General features: G+C 63.9%; 14 protein-coding genes and 1 tRNA gene. 7 read left to right on the top strand and 8 right to left on the bottom strand.

Features of this window, described 5'->3' with window-relative positions:
• The first annotated feature begins 237 nt into the window (after nt 1-237).
• From P3T18_RS26365 to folD, 3 genes are all read left to right on the top strand, one after another.
• On the top strand, nt 238-1,608 hold the full coding sequence (locus tag P3T18_RS26365; RefSeq protein ID WP_429302885.1) for a DUF3300 domain-containing protein: 1,371 nt from the start codon (nt 238-240) through the stop codon (nt 1,606-1,608).
• 20 nt (nt 1,609-1,628) lie between these two features.
• Entirely contained in the window at nt 1,629-2,567 is a 939-nt protein-coding gene (locus tag P3T18_RS26360) for a DUF2950 domain-containing protein (RefSeq protein WP_429302884.1), read from the top strand.
• Between the two features lie 303 nt (nt 2,568-2,870).
• On the top strand, nt 2,871-3,728 hold the full coding sequence (gene folD / locus P3T18_RS26355) for a bifunctional methylenetetrahydrofolate dehydrogenase/methenyltetrahydrofolate cyclohydrolase FolD (protein WP_429302883.1): 858 nt from the start codon (nt 2,871-2,873) through the stop codon (nt 3,726-3,728).
• Nucleotides 3,729-3,837: 109 nt separating this feature from the next.
• Here folD and P3T18_RS26350 read toward each other — a convergent pair whose 3' ends face one another.
• A complete protein-coding gene (locus P3T18_RS26350) occupies nt 3,838-4,953 on the bottom strand; it encodes an acyltransferase family protein (protein WP_429302882.1) in 1,116 nt (371 codons plus the stop codon).
• Nucleotides 4,954-5,272: 319 nt separating this feature from the next.
• Between P3T18_RS26350 and P3T18_RS26345 the strand changes: the two genes are divergently transcribed.
• A complete protein-coding gene (locus P3T18_RS26345; protein ID WP_429302881.1) occupies nt 5,273-7,381 on the top strand; it encodes a M3 family metallopeptidase in 2,109 nt (702 codons plus the stop codon).
• 129 nt (nt 7,382-7,510) lie between these two features.
• Here the strand turns inward: P3T18_RS26345 and P3T18_RS26340 are convergent, their stop codons facing one another.
• Complete coding sequence (locus tag P3T18_RS26340; protein ID WP_429302880.1) at nt 7,511-8,803, bottom strand: amidohydrolase family protein; 1,293 nt, start codon at nt 8,801-8,803, stop codon at nt 7,511-7,513.
• Nucleotides 8,804-9,031: 228 nt separating this feature from the next.
• Here P3T18_RS26340 and P3T18_RS26335 point away from each other — a divergent pair, with 228 nt between their 5' ends.
• Nucleotides 9,032-9,730, top strand: a complete 699-nt coding sequence (locus tag P3T18_RS26335; RefSeq protein ID WP_429303000.1) for an aspartate/glutamate racemase family protein — start codon at nt 9,032-9,034, stop codon at nt 9,728-9,730.
• Nucleotides 9,731-9,862: 132 nt separating this feature from the next.
• Here P3T18_RS26335 and P3T18_RS26330 read toward each other — a convergent pair.
• Both P3T18_RS26330 and P3T18_RS26325 read right to left on the bottom strand, forming a co-directional pair.
• Nucleotides 9,863-9,939: transfer RNA gene (locus tag P3T18_RS26330), tRNA-Met, on the bottom strand.
• A 114-nt stretch (nt 9,940-10,053) separates the two neighbouring features.
• Nucleotides 10,054-10,341 carry a hypothetical protein gene (locus tag P3T18_RS26325; RefSeq protein ID WP_429302879.1) on the bottom strand — a complete coding sequence of 96 codons (288 nt, stop codon included), beginning with the start codon at nt 10,339-10,341 and terminating at the stop codon, nt 10,054-10,056.
• A 324-nt stretch (nt 10,342-10,665) separates the two neighbouring features.
• Here P3T18_RS26325 and xth point away from each other — a divergent pair, with 324 nt between their 5' ends.
• Nucleotides 10,666-11,442 (top strand): exodeoxyribonuclease III, encoded by a 777-nt coding sequence (gene xth / locus P3T18_RS26320; protein ID WP_429302878.1) that lies wholly within the window; start codon nt 10,666-10,668, stop codon nt 11,440-11,442.
• 40 nt (nt 11,443-11,482) lie between these two features.
• Here xth and P3T18_RS26315 read toward each other — a convergent pair whose 3' ends face one another.
• From P3T18_RS26315 to glnA, 4 genes are all read right to left on the bottom strand, one after another.
• Complete coding sequence (locus P3T18_RS26315; protein ID WP_429302877.1) at nt 11,483-13,591, bottom strand: prolyl oligopeptidase family serine peptidase; 2,109 nt, start codon at nt 13,589-13,591, stop codon at nt 11,483-11,485.
• Nucleotides 13,592-13,713: 122 nt separating this feature from the next.
• Nucleotides 13,714-15,231: a nitrogen regulation protein NR(I) gene (gene ntrC / locus P3T18_RS26310; RefSeq protein ID WP_429302876.1), complete on the bottom strand. Its 1,518-nt coding sequence runs from the start codon at nt 15,229-15,231 to the stop codon at nt 13,714-13,716.
• A 33-nt stretch (nt 15,232-15,264) separates the two neighbouring features.
• Nucleotides 15,265-16,407, bottom strand: a complete 1,143-nt coding sequence (gene glnL / locus P3T18_RS26305; protein ID WP_429302875.1) for a nitrogen regulation protein NR(II) — start codon at nt 16,405-16,407, stop codon at nt 15,265-15,267.
• A gap of 201 nt (nt 16,408-16,608) precedes the next feature.
• Complete coding sequence (glnA, locus tag P3T18_RS26300; protein ID WP_102630739.1) at nt 16,609-18,024, bottom strand: type I glutamate--ammonia ligase; 1,416 nt, start codon at nt 18,022-18,024, stop codon at nt 16,609-16,611.
• Between the two features lie 493 nt (nt 18,025-18,517).
• Here glnA and P3T18_RS26295 point away from each other — a divergent pair, with 493 nt between their 5' ends.
• The gene (locus tag P3T18_RS26295) at nt 18,518-18,982 is read left to right on the top strand and encodes a rhodanese-like domain-containing protein (protein ID WP_429302874.1); all 465 of its coding nucleotides are present in this window, start codon (nt 18,518-18,520) and stop codon (nt 18,980-18,982) included.
• Nucleotides 18,983-19,084: the final 102 nt, after the last annotated feature.

Here is a 19,084-nt window from a genome sequence, read left to right as displayed (position 1 = left end):
CAGAACGGCTGTGCTGCGGTTGGCGCGTGCGGCATCGTCAGCGTGGGACGCGGCCATGGCGGCTCGAACGCGTGGCATTGGCATCGCTCATGGTCACCGGCCAGGTCACGGCAGAGCGACACCATCCTCTCCTTTTTTATTTCATTACGCCGACGCACAGCGAAATGCGGCGCGCATCGGCTCCGTTCGTCCGTTGCTTGTCTACTGCACGTGTTTTGCAACCGGGAGGATTTCATCGTGAAACGATCCGGAGCACACGGTTCGCGTGTGTTGCTTCTATGCGCCGCACTCGCGGGTGCGCCGCTGTTCGTCGGCCTCGCCGCGCCGGGCGTCGCGCTGGCGCAAACTCCAGCGAAAGTATCCAACCAGCAACTCGATTCGCTGACCGCGCCCATCGCGCTCTATCCCGACGCCCTGCTCGCTCAGGTGCTGATGGCGTCCACCTTTCCGCAGGACGTGGAATCCGCGGCGGCGTGGTCGAAAGCGAATTCCAAACTGCAGGGCGACGACGCGGTCAAGGCAGTCGCTTCGCAGCCTTGGGACCCGAGCGTGCAATCACTGGTCGCGTTTCCGCAGGTGCTGGCCACCATGGCGTCCAAACCGGACTGGGTTTCGCAACTCGGCAACGCGTTCCTCGCCCAGCCCAACGACGTCATGGACTCCGTGCAGCGGTTGCGCAAGCAGGCGCAGTCGGCCGGCAATCTCAGCACGAACTCGCAGCAGAAGGTGGTCGTCGAGCAGAGCACGATCCAGATCGTTCCGGCCAACCCGCAGGTGGTCTACGTGCCCACCTATAACCCGACCGTGGTGTATGGCGCGTGGCCTTATCCGGCCTACCCGCCGGTCTACGTGCCGCCGCCGCCCGGTTATGCGATCGCCACCGGGTTTGCCACCGGTCTTGCGTTCGGCGCCGGCATTGCCGTGGCCAATTCGTTGTGGGGCGGCTTCAACTGGAATTCGCATGACGTCAACATCAACGTCAACCGCTACAACAACATCAACGTGAACAACCGGCTCAATGCCAACAGCAGCACCACGAGCTGGAACCGCAATGCCAACGGAAATCGCAACCTCAACAACGCGAACTTCAACCGTAACGGCAATGGCAACCTGGGCGGCGGTCAGCGCGACGCCTTCCGCGGCCGCGACGACGCGGCGCGCGCGCAAGCGCAGCAAACCTTGCAGAACCGCACCGGCCAGAACCTGAGCGGCAACGCCAGCCAGCGCGTGCAAGGCATCCACCAGGGCGGTCAGGCCAACGGCGATTTGCGCAACCGGGCGCAGAACGCGAATCGCGACAACGCATTGCGCGGCGCCGGCGACGGCAACGGCGCGCGTCAGGACCTGCAACGCGGTCAGGCGAGCCGGGCGGCGCAGTCGCAACGGGTGGGCGGAAACGGCGAGGGGCAACGGGCCGGCGGCGGTCTGGGTGCCAACGGCGGCGGCGTCCAGCGCGGGGGTGGCGGCAATCTCGGCGGTGGTGGTGGCGGCATCCAGCGCGGCGGTGGCGGTGGCTTCAGCGGCGGCGGCGGCGGAATGCAACGCGGCGGTGGCGGCAGAATGGGCGGCGGCGGCGGTGGCGAACGCCACCTCGGACGCCATCGTTGAACGATCGAAAGGAGCCCCTGATGACTCGCTCAATTCCACGCGGCGCCTTGCGCGCCCGGCTTGCGCCCCTGGCCGCCGCGCTCGGCGCCGTGGGCACGCTGCTGATCGCGCCCGCACTCCTCGGCCTCGACGCCGCCCACGCCCAGGCGGTCTATCCAAGTGCCGCCGACGCGGCCGACGCCTTCGTCGATGCCCTCTCGCGCAACGACGAAGGCGCGCTCAAGCACGTGCTCGGCAACGACTTCCACCGCTTCATCCCGACCGAAGGCATCGGCGAAGACGACATCTATCAGTTCCTCGGCGCCTGGTCGAAGGGACATCAGATCGTGGACGATCCGGTGCAAGGCAAGGGACGTCCCACGGCCCATCTGGCGGTTGGCGACAGCGGCTGGACATTGCCGATTCCGCTCGTGCAGACGGCGCATGGCTGGCGCTTCGACCCGCCCGCCGCGCACGACGAAATGCTCACGCGCCGCATCGGCCGCAACGAACGCGCGGCGATCCTCACGTCGCTCGGTTATGTCGACGCGCAGAACGATTATCACAATCTGACCCAGCACTATGCCCAGCGCTTCGTCAGCACGCCGGGTCAGCATGACGGCCTGTACTGGGCCACCGCACCCGGCGAAACCGAGAGCCCGCTCGGACCGCTGGCGGCCACCATGCCGAACGGCACCTTGCCGACAGAGGCGTATCACGGCTACCACTACCGGATTCTGACGGCGCAGGGGCCGCACGCGAAAGGCGGCCCGCAGAACTACATCGAAGGCGGCGTGCTGAGCAAAGGCTTCGGGCTGATCGCCTCGCCGGCGCAGTACGGTTCGACGGGCGTGATGAGTTTCATGGTCAATCAGGACGGCCAGGTCTACGAGAAAAACCTCGGCCCGCAAAGCACGCGCGCCGCGGCGGCAATCCGGTCGTTCGATCCCGACGAGTCCTGGCAAGCCGTTCAGCCTTGACGGCACCGGGGGGGCGCTGCGGGGCGCTACATTTGAGCCACGTCGCGCGGTGTCACATGGCGCCTCGCGTCCCGCATCGCGCCGCCGGCCGCGCCGCCACGCCCGCCATCACGGGGGCGTGCATCCACCCATAAGCCGTCATCTCGGGCCGGTATAATGACGGACTTCGCAGCGGCGCCTATCTCCGATCGGTGCCGTGCGCTTTTCACGGGCCGACCCGGTCCCGCCGGAAAGCGCCATGGCGTGCCGCGTACCAAACGTCCGCGCCCTGCTCCGCTTTTCAAACTGCCTTCTCGACCGACCATGACTGCCAAACTGATCGACGGACTCGCCCTCTCCAAGACCCTGCGCGCCGAGGTCGCCACGCGCGCCGCCGCCCTCACCGCCCGTGGGCATCAGCCGGGCCTCGCGGTCGTGCTGGTGGGCGACAATCCGGCCAGCGAAGTCTACGTGCGCAACAAGGTCAAGGCATGCCACGACAACGGCCTCGGCTCGTCGTTCGACCGCTACCCGGCCGATCTTCCGGAAGCCGAACTGCTCGCGCGTATCGACGAACTGAACCGCGACCCGCGCATCCACGGCATTCTGGTGCAGTTGCCGCTGCCGCCGCATATCGACAGCCACAAGGTGATCGAGGCGATCGCGCCGGAAAAGGACGTGGACGGCTTTCACGTCGCCAACGCCGGCGCGCTGATGACCGGCCGTCCGCTGTTCCGTCCCTGCACGCCGTACGGCGTGATGAAGATGCTGGCCGCCTACGAGATTCCGCTGCAAGGCGCGAACGCCGTGGTGATCGGCCGCTCGAACATCGTCGGCAAGCCGATGGCGCTGCTGCTGCTCGAAGCCGGCGCTACCGTCACGATCTGCCACAGCAAGACGCGCGATCTGGCCGCGCACACGCGCAATGCGGACATCGTCGTGGCCGCCACCGGTCTGCGTAACATTCTCACGGCCGACATGGTCAAGCCGGGCGCGGCCGTGATCGACGTCGGCATGAATCGCGACGACGCCGGCAAGCTGTGCGGCGACGTCGATTTCGCGGGCGTCAAGGAAGTGGCCGGTTACATCACGCCGGTGCCGGGCGGCGTCGGTCCGATGACCATCACCATGCTGCTCGTCAATACGATCGAAGCCGCCGAACGCGAAGCTGCGCAAGCGTAAAAGCAGAAACGAACGGCTGAAAAAAACCGGCGCCCGAGTAAATCGGGTGCCGGTTTTTTATTGGCATGCTGCCTGATCGTCTCCTGCCACGCCAGATCCGCTTCGAACCTCAGTTAGGCGTCGGTCCGCCCGTTGCAATGCCTGCGGCGAGCGGCGTACCCGGCCGCGCCAGACGACGGCGGCAAAGCGCGAGCACCGGCCGTTCGACAAAGTGCCACGACAGCGCCGCGCACAGCAGGATGAAGGGCGCGGCGATCAGCGTCGCCGTGTTGTGACCCAGTTCGGGCGCGAGACTCGCCACGCATTGCTGCACCATGAAACCGTACAGGTAGATGCCGTACGAATAATCGTGACGCGGCACGAAGCGGCGCAGCATCGGCGTCGTGCCGACCCACAGCACGCCGTACACGAACGCCAGATAGAACAACGGCTGCGCGCCGGCCGTATCGCGGAACACCAGAAAAACCATGGCCAGCGCCAGCGCGGTCAGCCCGTTGATATCGACGTGTTCGCGCCAGCCGTACAGCAGCATGCCGAGAATGAAGAACGGCTCCGGCCAGAACGAATAGCCGCCGGGCATTTCGCTGAAATCGCGCAGACCGACCTGCATATGCGGCACGTGGATGCGCAGTACGAAGGCGGCGCAGCCGAGCGCCACCGCGATCAGCACGCCGCGCGAACTCGACAGCAACCCGAGCATGCCCGTCACCAGAACGATCAGATAGCAGCGCACTTCGAGCGGCAGCGTCCACAGAGGCGCGCAGATGTCGTTGCCGAAGCGGTTGTGCTCGAAGACGCCGGGCAACACCCAGCCGGTTTTCAGCACGATGGTCGCGAAATTGTCGAGGTTGGCCCACGTGATGCCCGACGCGAAATAGTCGCGCAGCGGCAAGGTCGTGAAGAGCGGTCCGAGGATAAACACGCTGACGAGCGATCCGCCCGCCACCGCCGGCCAGATGCGTGCAATGCGCAACGCGGCGAAGCGCGGCACCGAGCGTTGCCGGTCGAAACTGGCGGTCACCAGAATGCCGCTCATCAGGAAAAAGGCGTAGACGCCGAACGCGCCGAAACCGTCGAAGCCGAGCGCGTTCCGAACCCAGTCCGTGGTGCCGTCGGGAGCCTGCAGAAGATACGAATGGCCATACACCACGGCAACGGCGGCCAGCAGCCGCACGAGGTCGAAGTTGTTGCCCTTGCGCGATAGAGCATGCGAAAGCGGATTCATCGATACCTCTTTGCAAAAAACGCCGCAGACCGATGGCGACGTCTCACAATGCGGCAGAGCAGCATTTCGCACCGTTCGGTTTCACACAGACGTCTGCAGAATCCTTCGTCGTGCCGGATGGCCTGACAGGTGGCCGACATTTGCAACGAGCGCCTGTACCGGCGTACGCAACGCCGCGACATCTGATAATTTGTCTGTCGACGATTGGAATCGGCGCACTGCGCCCCAATAATGTCTGTGTCGGCCGTTATCCGGGCGCTGCGGCGCGCGCCCGTCGATATGCCGGATACCCGTTCACCCGCGTCAGACAGGAAGCCTCATGTCCACTACCCCTTCGAAACACGACAATCCGCTCCTCGATTTCTCCGACCTGCCGCGCTTTGGCGAGATTCGCCCCGAACACGTCACGCCCGCACTCGATGTGCTGCTCGCCGACGCGGCCGCTGCCGTCGAACGTGCCGCCCAGCCGATCACGCCCGCTTCCTGGGCCGACGTGGTCGAGCCGGTAGAGCGCGCCACCGAACCGCTGTCGCGCGCCTGGAGCGTGGTCGGCCACCTGAACGCGGTGGCGGACACGCCCGAACTGCGCGCGGTGTACGGCGAAAACCTGCCACGCGTCACCGAATTCTGGTCGAGCGTCGGACAGAACCTCGCGCTGTACGAAAAGTACAAGGCGCTGCACGCGGCCAGCGACTTCGCCTCGCTCACCGGCGAGCGCCAGAAAATTCTCGGCAATGCGCTGCGCGATTTCCGCCTGTCGGGCGCGGAACTGCCCGAAGACAAGAAGCCGCATTTCGCCGAACTGCAGGAACGTCAGGCGAATCTCTCGAAGGCATTCTCCGACCACGTACTCGACGCGACCAACGCCTATGCGTACATCGTCGAAGCCGGCAACGAAGCGCAGCTCGCCGGCCTGCCCGAAGACGTGATCGAAGCCGCGAAGGAAGCCGCCGAGCGCGAAGGCAAGACCGGCTACAAGTTCACGCTGCATTTCCCGTCGTATTTCCCGGTCATGCAGTACTCGGAAAACCGCGCCATGCGCGAAACCATGTACCGCGCGTACGTCACGCGCGCGTCGGAACTTGGCCCGCAATACGGCAACGGCAAGCCCGAATGGGACAACACCGCCGTGCTCGCCGAACAGTTGAAGCTGCGCGCCGAAGAAGCCCACATGCTCGGCTACAAGAACTTTGCCGAAGTGTCGCTCGCGCCGAAAATGGCGGAGTCGCCCGCGCAGGTCATGAGCTTTCTCGAAGACCTCGCCACGCGCGCACGTCCGCATGCCGAGCAGGACTGGAAGGAACTGCGCGAATTCGCCGCGAACGAACTCGGCATGACCGAGTTGCAACCGTGGGACATGACTTTTGCCGCCGAACGTCTGCGTCAAAAGCGCTATTCGTTCTCGGAAAACGAGGTCAAACAGTACTTCCCCGAAGACGCGGTGTTCAAAGGCCTGTTCAAGGTCACCGAGACGCTGTTCGGCGTGCGCATCCGTCGCGACGAAGCCGCCGTGTGGCATCCGGACGTGCGCTTTTTCCGCGTCGAGAATCAGGACGGCGGCCTCGTCGCGCAGTTCTATCTCGACCTGTACGCGCGCGAAGGCAAACGCGGCGGCGCCTGGATGGACGACGCGCGCGGCCGTCACAAGCACTCGCACGGCAGCGTGCAGACGCCGGTTGCGTATCTCACCTGCAACTTCTCCGCACCGGTCGGCGGCAAGCCGGCGTGCTTCACGCACGACGAAGTCATCACGCTGTTCCACGAATTCGGCCACGGCTTGCATCACATGCTCACGCGCGTGGACGAACTCGGCGTGTCGGGCATTAACGGCGTGGAGTGGGACGCGGTCGAACTGCCGTCGCAATTCATGGAGAACTTCTGCTGGGAGTGGGACGTGTTGAGCGACATGACGTCGCACGTCGAAACGGCCAAACCGCTGCCGCGCGATCTGTTCGACAAGATGCTCGCCGCGAAGAATTTCCAGAGCGGTCTCGGCACCTTGCGTCAGATCGTGTTCTCGATGTTCGACATGCAACTGCATACCGGCTTCGACGCAAGCGGCACGCAGAACGCAACGGAACTGGCCAGCGAGATCAACGAGCGTTTCCACGTCGTGCCGCAAGCCGCTTTCTCACGCTGGCCGAACACGTTCAGCCACATCTTCGCCGGCGGTTACGCGGCCGGCTACTACAGCTACAAGTGGGCTGAAGTGCTGTCGGCCGACGCGTATGCAGCGTTCGAAGAAGCGGCGCAAGGCGCGAGCGGCAGCGTGCTCGATGCGGCTACCGGCATGCGCTATCGCAAGGAAATTCTCGAAGTGGGCGGCAGCCGTCCCGCGATGGACTCGTTCAAGGCGTTCCGTGGACGCGAGCCGAACATCGACGCGCTGTTGCGTCACAACGGCATGGCGCCCGGCGCGGCGCACTGATGCGCGGCCCGCGATGTAACGGTTGAACGCCGCCATCGCAGCCAACAAAAAACCGGTGATCCGCCACGAGCGGACACCGGTTTTTTCTTGCCCGCGGCACGGCGCAAAAAGCCGCGCCGCCGAATCCGCTTACCCGCGGTGGAGCTTGAAATCCACCTGCGACGGGCGGCCTTCCAGCGACAACGCCGCGCGCGCCGCCGGCGCCCGGCTCACCACCTTGCCACGGCTCACCACAGCAAGCCGCGCGGCCCGCAAGCGGATCGCCTCGACCGGATCGCGCGCGTCGAGCACGACCAGATTGGCCGCGCAACCGGGCGCCACGCCATAGCCTTCGAGACCGAGAATTCGCGCGGCGTTCACCGTGACCGCGTCGAAACAGGCGTGCATGCCGTCGACACCCGTCATCTGCGCGACGTGCAGTCCCATGTGCGCGACTTCGAGCATGTCGCCGGAGCCGAGGCTGTACCACGGGTCCATCACGCAGTCGTGGCCGAACGCGACGTTGATGCCCGCCGCCATCATCTCGGGCACGCGCGTCATGCCGCGGCGTTTCGGATAGGTGTCGCTGCGTCCCTGCAGCGTGATGTTGATGAGCGGATTGGCGATCGCGTTCACGCCCGCCTCGCGCATCAGCGGCAGAAGTTTGCTGACGTAGTAGTTGTCCATCGAATGCATGGACGTCAGGTGCGAGCCGGTCACGCGTCCGTGCAGACCGAGCCGGTGCGTTTCGGCCGCCAGCGTTTCGATGTGACGCGACATCGGGTCGTCCGATTCGTCGCAATGCATGTCGACGCGCAGGCCCTGCTCCGCCGCAAACTCGCACAGCAGACGCACGGACTCGGCGCCGTCGGCCATGGTGCGCTCGAAGTGCGGAATGCCGCCCACCACGTCGACCCCCATCGCAATCGCCCGCTTGAGATTCTCGAACGCGCCCGCGCTGCGCAGCACGCCGTCTTGCGGAAACGCCACCAGTTGCAGGTCGAGATACGGTGCGACGCGACGCTTCACTTCCACCAGCGCCTCGACCGCGAGCAGGCGCGGATCGCACACGTCGACATGACTGCGGATCGCCAGCAGACCGCGCGCGACCGCCCAGTCGCAATACTGCAGCGCGCGTTCGATCAGCGCTTCCTGGGTCAGATCGGGTTTCAGCTCGCCCCATAGCGCGATGCCTTCGAGCAAGGTGCCGGACGCGTTCACGCGCGGCAAACCGTACGAGAGCGTGGCATCCATGTGGAAATGCGGATCGACGAACGGTGGCGTGACGAGCGAACCGGCCGCGTCGATTTCTTCGCCCGCCACGGCGGCGAGCTTCGGCTCGACGGCGACGATGCGGCCGGCCTCGATGCCGATATCGACCTGCCCCGCTTGCCGGGACGAGGCGCCGGGCGGCAGCGTGGCGCGACGGATGATCAGATCCATGTGAGGGCTCCCAGTTGTCGAGCATGTTGAGCGTGTTGAGCGCTTCTCGCTGACTACGATTCTATCGGCGTCAGAAAGCACGTGCGGCGTTTTCTCGCGAGGCCGTACCGGCGCGCGGCTGCCGATGCGTACCGGCTGCAAGCCGGGGCGCGCGACTATACTGGATCGTCGGATTCGCTGGAGACGCGGCGGTTTTTACTCGATGGAAGCGACGCTATGAAAGAAGCTATGAAAGCCATTGGTGTGATCGGCGGAATGAGTTGGGAATCGTCCGCTGAGTACTACAAGCTCATCAACCGTCACGCGAAGGCGCGGCTCGGCGGTCATCACAATGCGCGCAGTCTGCTGCTAACGGTGGACTTCGCGGTGGTCGAAGCCAATCAGCGCGCCGGCGACTGGACCGCGCTCGGCGTGCAGATGGCCGAGGCGGCGAGCCAGCTCGAACGCGGCGGCGCCGAACTCGTGATACTCGCCACCAACACGATGCATCGCGTGTACGAATCGATCGAGCAGGCCATCGACGTGCCGTTCCTGCACATCGCCGACCCGACCGGCAGCGCGTTGCGCGCGGCAGGAATCGAGCGTGTGGGCCTGCTCGGCACGCGCTATACCATGGAGCAGGATTTCTACGCGGGACGCCTGCGCGAGCGCTACGGCCTCGACACGCTGATTCCCGAAGAAGCGGAGCGCGCGGACGTGCATCGCATCATCTACGACGAACTGTGTCACGGCAATGTGAAGGACGAATCGCGCTCGGTGTATCGGCGAATCATCGAAGGACTCGCGGCGCGTGGTGCGCAGGCCGTGATTCTCGGTTGCACGGAAATCACGTTGCTGATCAAGCCGGAAGATTCGGTCCTGCCGGTGTTCGATACGACCGGCTTGCACGCGCAGGCAGCAGTGGATTGGGCGATCGATTCGGCGTGAAGGTGTTTGCAGCGTGACGTGCGTGATGCGCCAACAACGCATCAGTCAAGCATCCACTGAAGCAGCACAAACGTCTCGCGCAAAAGTCAAAAAGCCCGCATGGCTTGCGCGATGCGGGCTTTCAACAATGCTTGGTTGCGGGGGTAGGATTTGAACCTACGACCTTCGGGTTATGAGCCCGACGAGCTGCCAGACTGCTCCACCCCGCGTCAGAGAAAAAGGATTGTATAGAGATGTTCGTCAGGCGTCAAACGATCGGACCAAATAATTTCAATCGACCTTAAGCGGCGACGCGCGTTCGCTCGCAAAACCATCGACGCGAATCAAAGATCCTGCACGCTCGCGCCGTCCACCTTGCCGTCGATGATGTCCGCGCCGTACTGACTCGCGCTGCGCTTGGCCACGCCGAAATCGGAGAATGTGCCCGGACGTACGAGTCGGAACACGCGGCTCGCGCTCGACCCGCTGATCGCACCTGGACGACAGACGCGCACCGCGACGTCGTAACCTTCGGCGTGACGCTTGTGGCCGTCGAACTTGTCGAATTCCCGCGAGAAGACCAGCGGATGCACTTCGAAGTCCTTATAAAGGGCTGGGTAAAGTTCGGCCATGGTGCTTCTCCAACGCGCGTGAATGTGGTCCCACTATACGCCGCGCACTGCGGGCGACACGCTTTTATTTTCAGGCGCCGCGCCGCCAGTTTTCACGACCGGCTCGCGCGCGCGATAAGATGCTGGACTATCGTAGTGAGCCGTCGCTTTGCGCCTCGCCGCTGCGCAACGGATTGCACGAGCGGCCCGTGTAAGACACACGTGTAAGAGACATGTGTAGAAGGCAGGCCGAACAGCAGAACCGCACCATCCGAGGCAGGACGAACGCCCGCAAACACGCAGGATCAAGCAGGCCCTTGCCCCGCAAGAATGTGAGAACACTTCATGAAAATCGCCACCTGGAACGTCAATTCCCTCAAGGTTCGTCAGCAACACGTGATCGACTGGCTCGAAAGCAGCCAGACCGACGTATTGTGTCTGCAGGAACTCAAACTGACCGACGACAAATTCCCGCGCGCCGAACTGGAAGCCAAGGGTTATCGCAGCTGGTTCGCCGGACAGAAAACGTATAACGGCGTCGGCATCGTGGTGCGCGAAGGCATCAACGTCGACGAGAGCACCGTGGTGCGCAACATTCCGGGCTTCGACGATCCGCAGCAACGGGTGATCGCAGCGACCGTCGACGGCGTGCGCATCATTTCCGCGTACTTCCCGAACGGTCAGGCGCCGGGCACGGAAAAATTCGAATACAAGCTGCGCTGGCTCGCGGCCCTGCACGACTGGATTGCACGCGAGATGGCGCTGTATCCGAAACTCGCCCTGCTCGGCGACTACAACATCGCGCCGGACGATCGCGACGTGCACGATCCGAAAGCGTGGGAAGGTCAGAACCTGGTGTCGCCGGAAGAACGCGCGGCGTTCGTGCAACTGATCGAACTCGGCCTGCTCGATGCGTTCCGCCAGTTCGAGCAGCCGGACAAAATCTATTCGTGGTGGGACTACCGGATGATGGCGTTCCGTCGCAACGCGGGCCTGCGCATCGACCACATTCTGCTCACGAAGGCGCTCGCCGACACCTGCACTTCCTGCGACATCGACAAGGTGCCGCGCAAATGGGAGCAGCCATCGGACCACGCGCCGGTGGTTGCGCAGATCGGCTGAGGGCGCTTAAAACCCGCTTAAAAGTCGTTTAGAAAGCGGCTCAAGCGTCGCTCATGAGCGCCGACGGAGCGCTCAGGCTGCTCCACAAAAACTCGTACACCATCGCGTCGTGCTCGGCCTGCTCCAGTTCATCGGAGCCGCCGTGGCCGCCTTCCGTATTCTCCCGATACCAGACGTTCTGCGCGCCCATCGCCTGCATGCGCGCGGCCATCTTGCGGGCGTGTCCGGGATGCACGCGGTCGTCGGCGGTAGACGTGGTGAACAGCACCGGCGGATAGCTCACGTCGGCGGACACGCGATGGTACGGCGAATACGCGGCCAGCACGCGCGCCTCGTCGGGTTCGTCGGGGTCGCCGTATTCGTCGATCCACGACGCGCCCGCGTGCAGCAGATGGTAGCGGCGCATGTCGAGCAAGGGCACTTCGCACACCACCGCGCCGAACAGCTCGGGCCGCTGCACCATGCACGCGGCGACCAGCAGGCCGCCGTTGCTGCCGCCCTGAATGCCGAGTTGCGCGGCGCTCGTCACGCCGCTGTCGATCAAGGCCTGAGCCACGGCGATGAAATCGTCGAAGGCACGTTGCCGGTGTTCGCCTTGCGCCGCCGTGTGCCATTGCGTGCCGAACTCGCCGCCGCCGCGAATATGCGCGACTACATAGACCGCGCCGCGTTCGAGCCAGCCGATGCCCTGCCCCGTCAGATAGCTTGGCAGCAGCGGAATCGCAAAACCGCCGTAGCCGTATAGCAGGCAGGGCCGCGCCGTTGCCGCCGTGTCCGTCGACGGCTGCCGTGGTCCGATGACCGTGTACGGCACGCGTGTGCCGTCGGCGGAAACGGCATGGCCGCGCGTGACGGCATACGGCGCGGCATCGAACTGGGTCGGCCAGCGTTCCAGCAACTCCCACTCGCCCAGATTTTCACGCGCGAGATCGGTCAGCCAGTAAGCGGGCGGTTGCAGGTAATCGTCGGTGTCGACGAACACTTCGTCGTTCAATGTCGGCTCGATCGGCGAGACGTCGGCCTGCGTGTCGTCGCTCGACGGAAAGTGTCGCTGACTCCATTGCCACGCCGCGCCGTCCTGCTGCGGGGTCCACAAGACGGTTCTGTTGCGCACGTCGTCGAGATACGACACGATCAGGTGATGGCGCGTGTGCGTCCACTCGCACGCGGACGTCAGCGGCGTCGGGATGAACAGCGGCGTCATCTCGCGCTCGCCGCGCAGGAACGCGTCTTCGCGAATCGCCAGCAACGCGCCGCCGGGATAATGCGCCGCGCCGCATCGCCAGTCGAGCCGCGGCTCCAGCAGCAACCAGCCCTGCCAGCCGCCGACCGCGACGTGCGGCGGCAAATCGTACAGACGCCACGCGCCGGACGCGGCATCGAGGCAGTACGTTTGCGAATCGAAGAAATCGACGCTGCTGACCACCGTATGGCGCTGGTCGAGCGGATCGTAATGCGCTTCCACGCCGATGTCGCCGAACTCGCCCTTGAACACGACGGGCGCGTCGGCGAGCGCGGTGCCGCGCGTCCAGCGACGCACTTCACGCGGATAACCGGAGCGCGTCAGCGTCTTGCGGCCGTTGTCCCAGCCCACGTACAGCGTATCGCGATCGATCCACGACGCCGTGTGCTTGCCGGCCTTCGCGATAGCGAAACCGCCCTCCACGAAGCGCCGCTCGACGATGTCGAATTCGCGCACCACGAGTGCATCCGAACCGCCCGGCGACATCGTGATAAGCGCGCGGTCGCCATCCGGGTAAAGAATGTCGAGTTCCGAACAGACCCACGCCGTGCCCTCGGCCGCGCCGAGCGCGTCGAAGTCGAGCAGGTTCTGCCACACCGGCGCGCCACTACGCCATGCGGCCCACGTGGTGCGTCGCCAGATGCCCTTGGGATTGCGCTCGTCCTGCCACAAGTCGTACGCCCATTCCTGCCAGCGATCGGGAATGACCGGACGCTCGCGCGGCAGATAGGCTTCGGCCAGACGCTGCCTGAGCGTGTCGAACGCGGCGCTGCTGCACCACGCCGCGCGCGTGCGGGCATTTTGCGCCTCGACCCACGCGAGCGCGTCGGGATCGTCGAGCGCTTCGAGCGATAGAAATGGATCGGGGGAAAGCGGCCAGGAAGGCTGGGAGGGAGAAGCAGGCATCGTCGGCTGTCGAAGGAAAACAGCGTTGATTATGCCTTGTGCGCGAACGGACTGAAGATGGCGTCGAGATTGCGCGAAACCGGGCCGCATTCGCCGCGGCCCGGCTTCGAACTGCACACGCTTCAGGGCTCGAGATTGAGTTCCTGAATCTTGCGCGTAATCGTGTTGCGGCCGATGCCGAGGCGCTCCGCCGCTTCCACCTTGCGACCGCGCGTGAAATCGAGCGCTTCGCGAATCACCGCCGCTTCGAAACGGCGCGCGAGTTCGTCCATCACGTCGGCGGCATTCTCACGCAGCATGCGCGCGACTTCGGTACGCAAGCCACCTTCCCACGCGCTGACCGGATTCGCTGCCGGCAGTCCACCGGCGGCAACCGGATGCGGCGCGGCGCTCGCGCCGTTGATCGGCGCGACACCGGCGAGCGCGGCGTCGCCGCTGCCGATCACACCGCCACCGCCGCCGGCCAGATCCGTCACGCCGGCTTGCGCGGGTCCGAGATCGGGCGGCAAATCCTTGATCTCGATGGTTTGCGCGGGCGCCATCACCGTCAGCCAGTTGGCGAGATTCTCCAACTGACGCACGTTGCCCGGAAACGGCAGCGAAGCAAGATACGCGAGCGCTTCTTCCGAAACACGCTTCGGCTCGACGCCCAGATCGCGCGCGCTCTTTTGCAGGAAGTGGCGCGTGAGCAAAGGAATGTCTTCGCTGCGTTCGCGCAGGGCCGGCAAGCGCAAACGGATCACGTTGAGACGGTGATACAAGTCTTCGCGGAACAGCCCTTGCCGTACGCGCGATTCGAGATTCTGGTGCGTTGCCGCGATCACGCGCACGTTGGCGCGCAACGGGTTATGTCCGCCGACGCGATAGAACTGCCCGTCCGACAACACGCGCAACAGACGCGTCTGCAGATCGAACGGCATGTCGCCGATTTCGTCGAGAAACAGCGTGCCGTTCTCGGCCTGCTCGAAGCGCCCCTGGCGCATGGCCTGCGCGCCGGTGAAGGCGCCGCGCTCGTGGCCGAACAACTCGGACTCCAGCAGGTCCTTCGGAATCGCGGCCGTGTTCAATGCGATGAACGGACCGTTGGCGCGTGGGCTATGTCGGTGCAAGGCGCGCGCGACCAGTTCCTTCCCGGTGCCTGATTCGCCGGTAATGAGCACGGTGGCCGCGGAATGCGACAAACGGCCGATGGCGCGAAACATGTCCTGCATCGCCGGCGCCTGGCCGAGCATTTCCGGCGCTTCGGCGACGCGGTCGTCCCATGTCTGCTCGCCGCGCATGCTTTCGTCGACCGCGCGGCGGATCAGCTCCACCGCCTTGTCGACGTCGAACGGTTTGGCGAGATATTCGAACGCGCCGCCCTGGAATGCGGCGACCGCGCTATCCAGATCCGAAAACGCGGTCATGATGATGACGGGTAAACCGGGCACCTTGTCGCGCACGGTCTGCAGCAATTCGAGACCCGAGCCGCCCGGCATCCTGATGTCGGACACCAGCACTTGCGGACTCTCGTGATCCAGTGCGGCCGATGCCTCGCGGACGTTCGCGAAGCTGCGGGTCGCGAAGTTTTCGCGGGCGAGTGCCTTTTCGAGCACCCAGCGAATCGATTGATCGTCGTCTACTATCCAGATCGGCTTCATATAGGTCGGTCAGAAGTCTTGAGATGTTTGGTGTTAGCAGTCGAGCGGCAGCAGAATCTGAAACTCGGTGTGGCCCGGCCGGCTATCCACTTCGATCAGACCGTCGTGCTGTTGCACGAAGGTTTGCGCGAGCGTCAGACCGAGACCGCTACCGTCCTCGCGCCCCGACACGAGCGGATAGAAAATGCGGTCACGGATTTCTTCGGGAATACCTGGGCCGTTGTCAGTGATATGCAAGTCCAATGCCAGCTTACATAAACGTTTCGACACGGTGATCTTGCGTGCAATACGAGTGCGCAATTCGATGCGCGCGTCGCCTTGCGAGATGCGTTCGCGCAGCGCCTCGGCCGCATTGCGCACGATATTCAGGAGCGCCTGGATGAGCTGCTCCTTGTCGCCGCGCAGATCCGGCACGCTCACGTCGTAATCGCGCTCGATCGTCAGACCGCGCGGAAATTCCGCGAGAATCACCTGACGCACCCGCTCGCAGACTTCGTGAATGTTCACGTCGCCGACGATATGCGGATGACGATGCGGTTCGAGCAGGCGATCCACGAGGGTCTGCAGCCGGTCCGATTCCTTGATGATGACCTGCGTGTATTCACGCAACTCGTCGCGCTGACGTTCACCCAGTTCGAATTCGAGCAATTGCGCCGCGCCGCGAATGCCGCCGAGCGGGTTCTTGATTTCGTGCGCGAGATTGCGGATCAGTTGCTTGTTGACCGCCGTGAGGTCGTTGATGCGTTCTTCACGATCGGTACGCAGATGCCGTTCGTTCTCGAACAGTTCGAGCAGCACGTAGTCTTGCGCGCTTTCCATGAAGCCGACGATCGCATGCACGTGCAGCGGCTCGTGGCCCGGACGTTCGAGCACGGCGTCCAGATGGGTCGCGTGAAAACGATGCGCGGCGATCGCGGAAATGGTCGCGACCAGTTCGTCGGCGTTCGAGAAGATGTCGGGCCACGCCATCTGCGTCAGTTGCCGGCGCGACAGCTCCAGCATCGATTCCGCCGACGGATTCGCGAACGCGACGCGCAGCGTGCGTTTTTCGAGCACCAATACGACTGTCGGCAACGCCTCGAAGCCCGGCAGCAAACCGGAACTGACGAGTTGCGCGTCGTCCGACAGCGTCTGCTCGTGCCCTTTCCTTGCCTTGATCAGATTCTTAAGAACCATCTTGCAGTCTGGCCGATAGGAGATGGTGATAGTTCAGTTAGCCGCACTTGACCTTGCCCGATGCCCGCGTATTGCTTGACGGATAGTGCGAAGCGCGCGGTCGATCCAACAAAAAAGGGACGGCGCCGCCGTCCCTTCGTGACCGATCGCGAGCGTCGGGCAAAGCGCTTCGCCGTTTGAAGGGCGAAGCGTCATTGCCGCTTACAGCGAGTAGTACATTTCGAATTCGATCGGGTGCACCGACTGACGATAGCGTTGCAGCTCGCCCGTCTTCAGTTCGATGTACGCGTCGAGCATCGAATCCGTGAACACGCCACCGCGCGTCAGGAACTCACGATCTGCGTCGAGTGCGTCGAGCGCCTGGTCGAGGCCGGCACACACGGTCGGGATCTTTGCATCCTCTTCCGGCGGCAGGTCGTACAGGTTCTTGTCGGCAGCTTCGCCCGGGTGAATCTTGTTCTGCACGCCGTCCAGACCCGCCATCATCAGCGCGGAGAAGCACAGGTACGGATTCGCCATCGGATCCGGGAAACGCGTTTCGATACGGCGGCCCTTCGGGTTCGACACGTGCGGAATGCGGATCGATGCCGAACGGTTGCGAGCCGAGTAAGCCAGCTTCACCGGTGCTTCGAAGTGCGGTACGAGACGCTTGTACGAGTTCGTCGACGGGTTCGTGATCGCGTTCAGCGCGCGAGCATGCTTGATGATGCCGCCGATGTAGAACAGCGCGAATTCCGACAGACCTGCGTAACCATTGCCTGCGAACAGGTTGGTGCCGTCTTTCCAGATCGACTGGTGAACGTGCATGCCCGAACCGTTATCGCCGACCACCGGCTTCGGCATGAACGTTGCCGTCTTGCCGTACGTGTGCGCGACGTTGTGGATGATGTACTTCATTTGCTGCAGCCAGTCGGCGCGTTGCACCAGCGTCGAGAACTTCGTGCCGATTTCGTTCTGGCCTTGGCCCGCGACTTCGTGGTGATGCACTTCGACCGGGATGCCGATCTGCTCGAGCAACAGGCACATTTCCGAACGGATGTCCTGAAACGTGTCGACCGGAGCGACCGGGAAGTAGCCGCCCTTCGTGCCCGGACGGTGGCCGGTGTTGCCGCCTTCGAATTCCTTCGACGACGACCACGGTGCTTCTTCCGAACCGATCTTGATGAAGCAGCCCGACTGATCCGTGTTCCACTGGACCGAGTCGAAAATGAAGAATTCGGGTTCCGGACCGAAGAATGCCGTGTCGCCCAGGCCCGTGCTCTTCAGGTACGCTTCAGCGCGCTTTGCCAGCGAGCGCGGGTCGCGCTCGTAGCCCTTGCCGTCAGCCGGTTCGACTACGTCGCAGGTCAGCACGAGGGTGGATTCTTCGTAGAACGGGTCGATGAAGGCCGTGTTCGCGTCCGGGACCAGCAACATGTCCGATGCTTCGATGCCCTTCCAGCCGGCAATCGACGAACCGTCAAACGCATGGCCGCTTTCGAACTTGTCTTCATCGAATGCCGACACCGGCACCGAAACGTGTTGCTCTTTGCCGCGCGTGTCGGTGAAACGGAAGTCGACAAACTTGACGTCTTCGTCTTTGACGAGTTGAACGACGTCGGCCACGGATTTACTCATAACCTATCTCCTGATTAACGAATTCGGCGGATTCAGCCGCCGCCCAATCTAGCTGACCCGCCCCGGCGCGTCCACCCCTGGTTGGCTGGGGACGAACATAAAACATTGCTGGGACAAATCGATCGGCACCAATAAAGCAGCTTCTGTGCCATGTGTGCGCCAAGCCGGCGCACTTCCTTTCCGCGCGCGCATTTGCGGGGAATGGACGCACCGAACGGCATGCAGCCCCGTTATCTTTTCGCCGAACAATGCACCATGTTAAGGCATCACGGCTGGAGCATTGCCTTGTCATTTCCATATTGGTGCATTTTCGATTATTCGCACCATTTTTGGGCATTCCGTTCATTGCCATGGACGCGCGCAGTCAGGCTCCTTTCCACGCGGCAGGTCGGCGGCGAGAAGTTTCGAGCCGCAAGACACGGCGGCCCGCGCCGCGTACGGCCGTCACGGCCCGCGCTAGAATAATCATTTGGCCCACAGGAGATTTGCGCTCATGAGCACGCTCGAACAGCTGTACGCCCAGGCCGATCAGCGCCGCACCGAAAACCAGCTGCCTTATGCCGGCGCGGTGTCGCCCGCCGAGGCGTTCGAACTGCTGCAACTCGACCCGCGCACGCGTCTCGTCGACGTACGCACGCGCGCGGAACTCGACTGGGTCGGCCGTCCCGTGATCGGTGACGGCCAATACGCGCATGTGGAATGGACACGCTATCCGGGCGCCGTGCCGAATCAGGAATTCATCGCGCAGCTCAGCCAGGTGGCAACATCCGACACGCCGGTGCTGTTCCTCTGCCGCAGCGCCGCCCGCTCCAAGCTCGCCGCGATCGCCGCCACGCAGGCCGGCTTCACGAAAGCCTACGATCTGCTCGAAGGTTTCGAAGGCGACAAGGATGGTCAGGGACATCGCAAGACGGTGTCGGGCTGGTGTCACCGTGGCTTGCCGTGGATCGGCGCGTAAGCGTCGCAAGCAGGCTATTGCGCGCACGGCCTCATGCTCTGCGCGCAATGTGACAGGCGAATGATGGGCTGGCGGTGACGCGGCATGTCCGGTCTGCTGACT

The sequence above is a fragment of the Paraburkholderia sp. GAS199 genome (assembly GCF_050436585.1).
Taxonomy (GTDB): domain Bacteria; phylum Pseudomonadota; class Gammaproteobacteria; order Burkholderiales; family Burkholderiaceae; genus Paraburkholderia.
The sequence above is the reverse complement of the archived record's forward strand: the minus strand, read 5'-3'. Positions and strand labels throughout refer to the sequence as shown.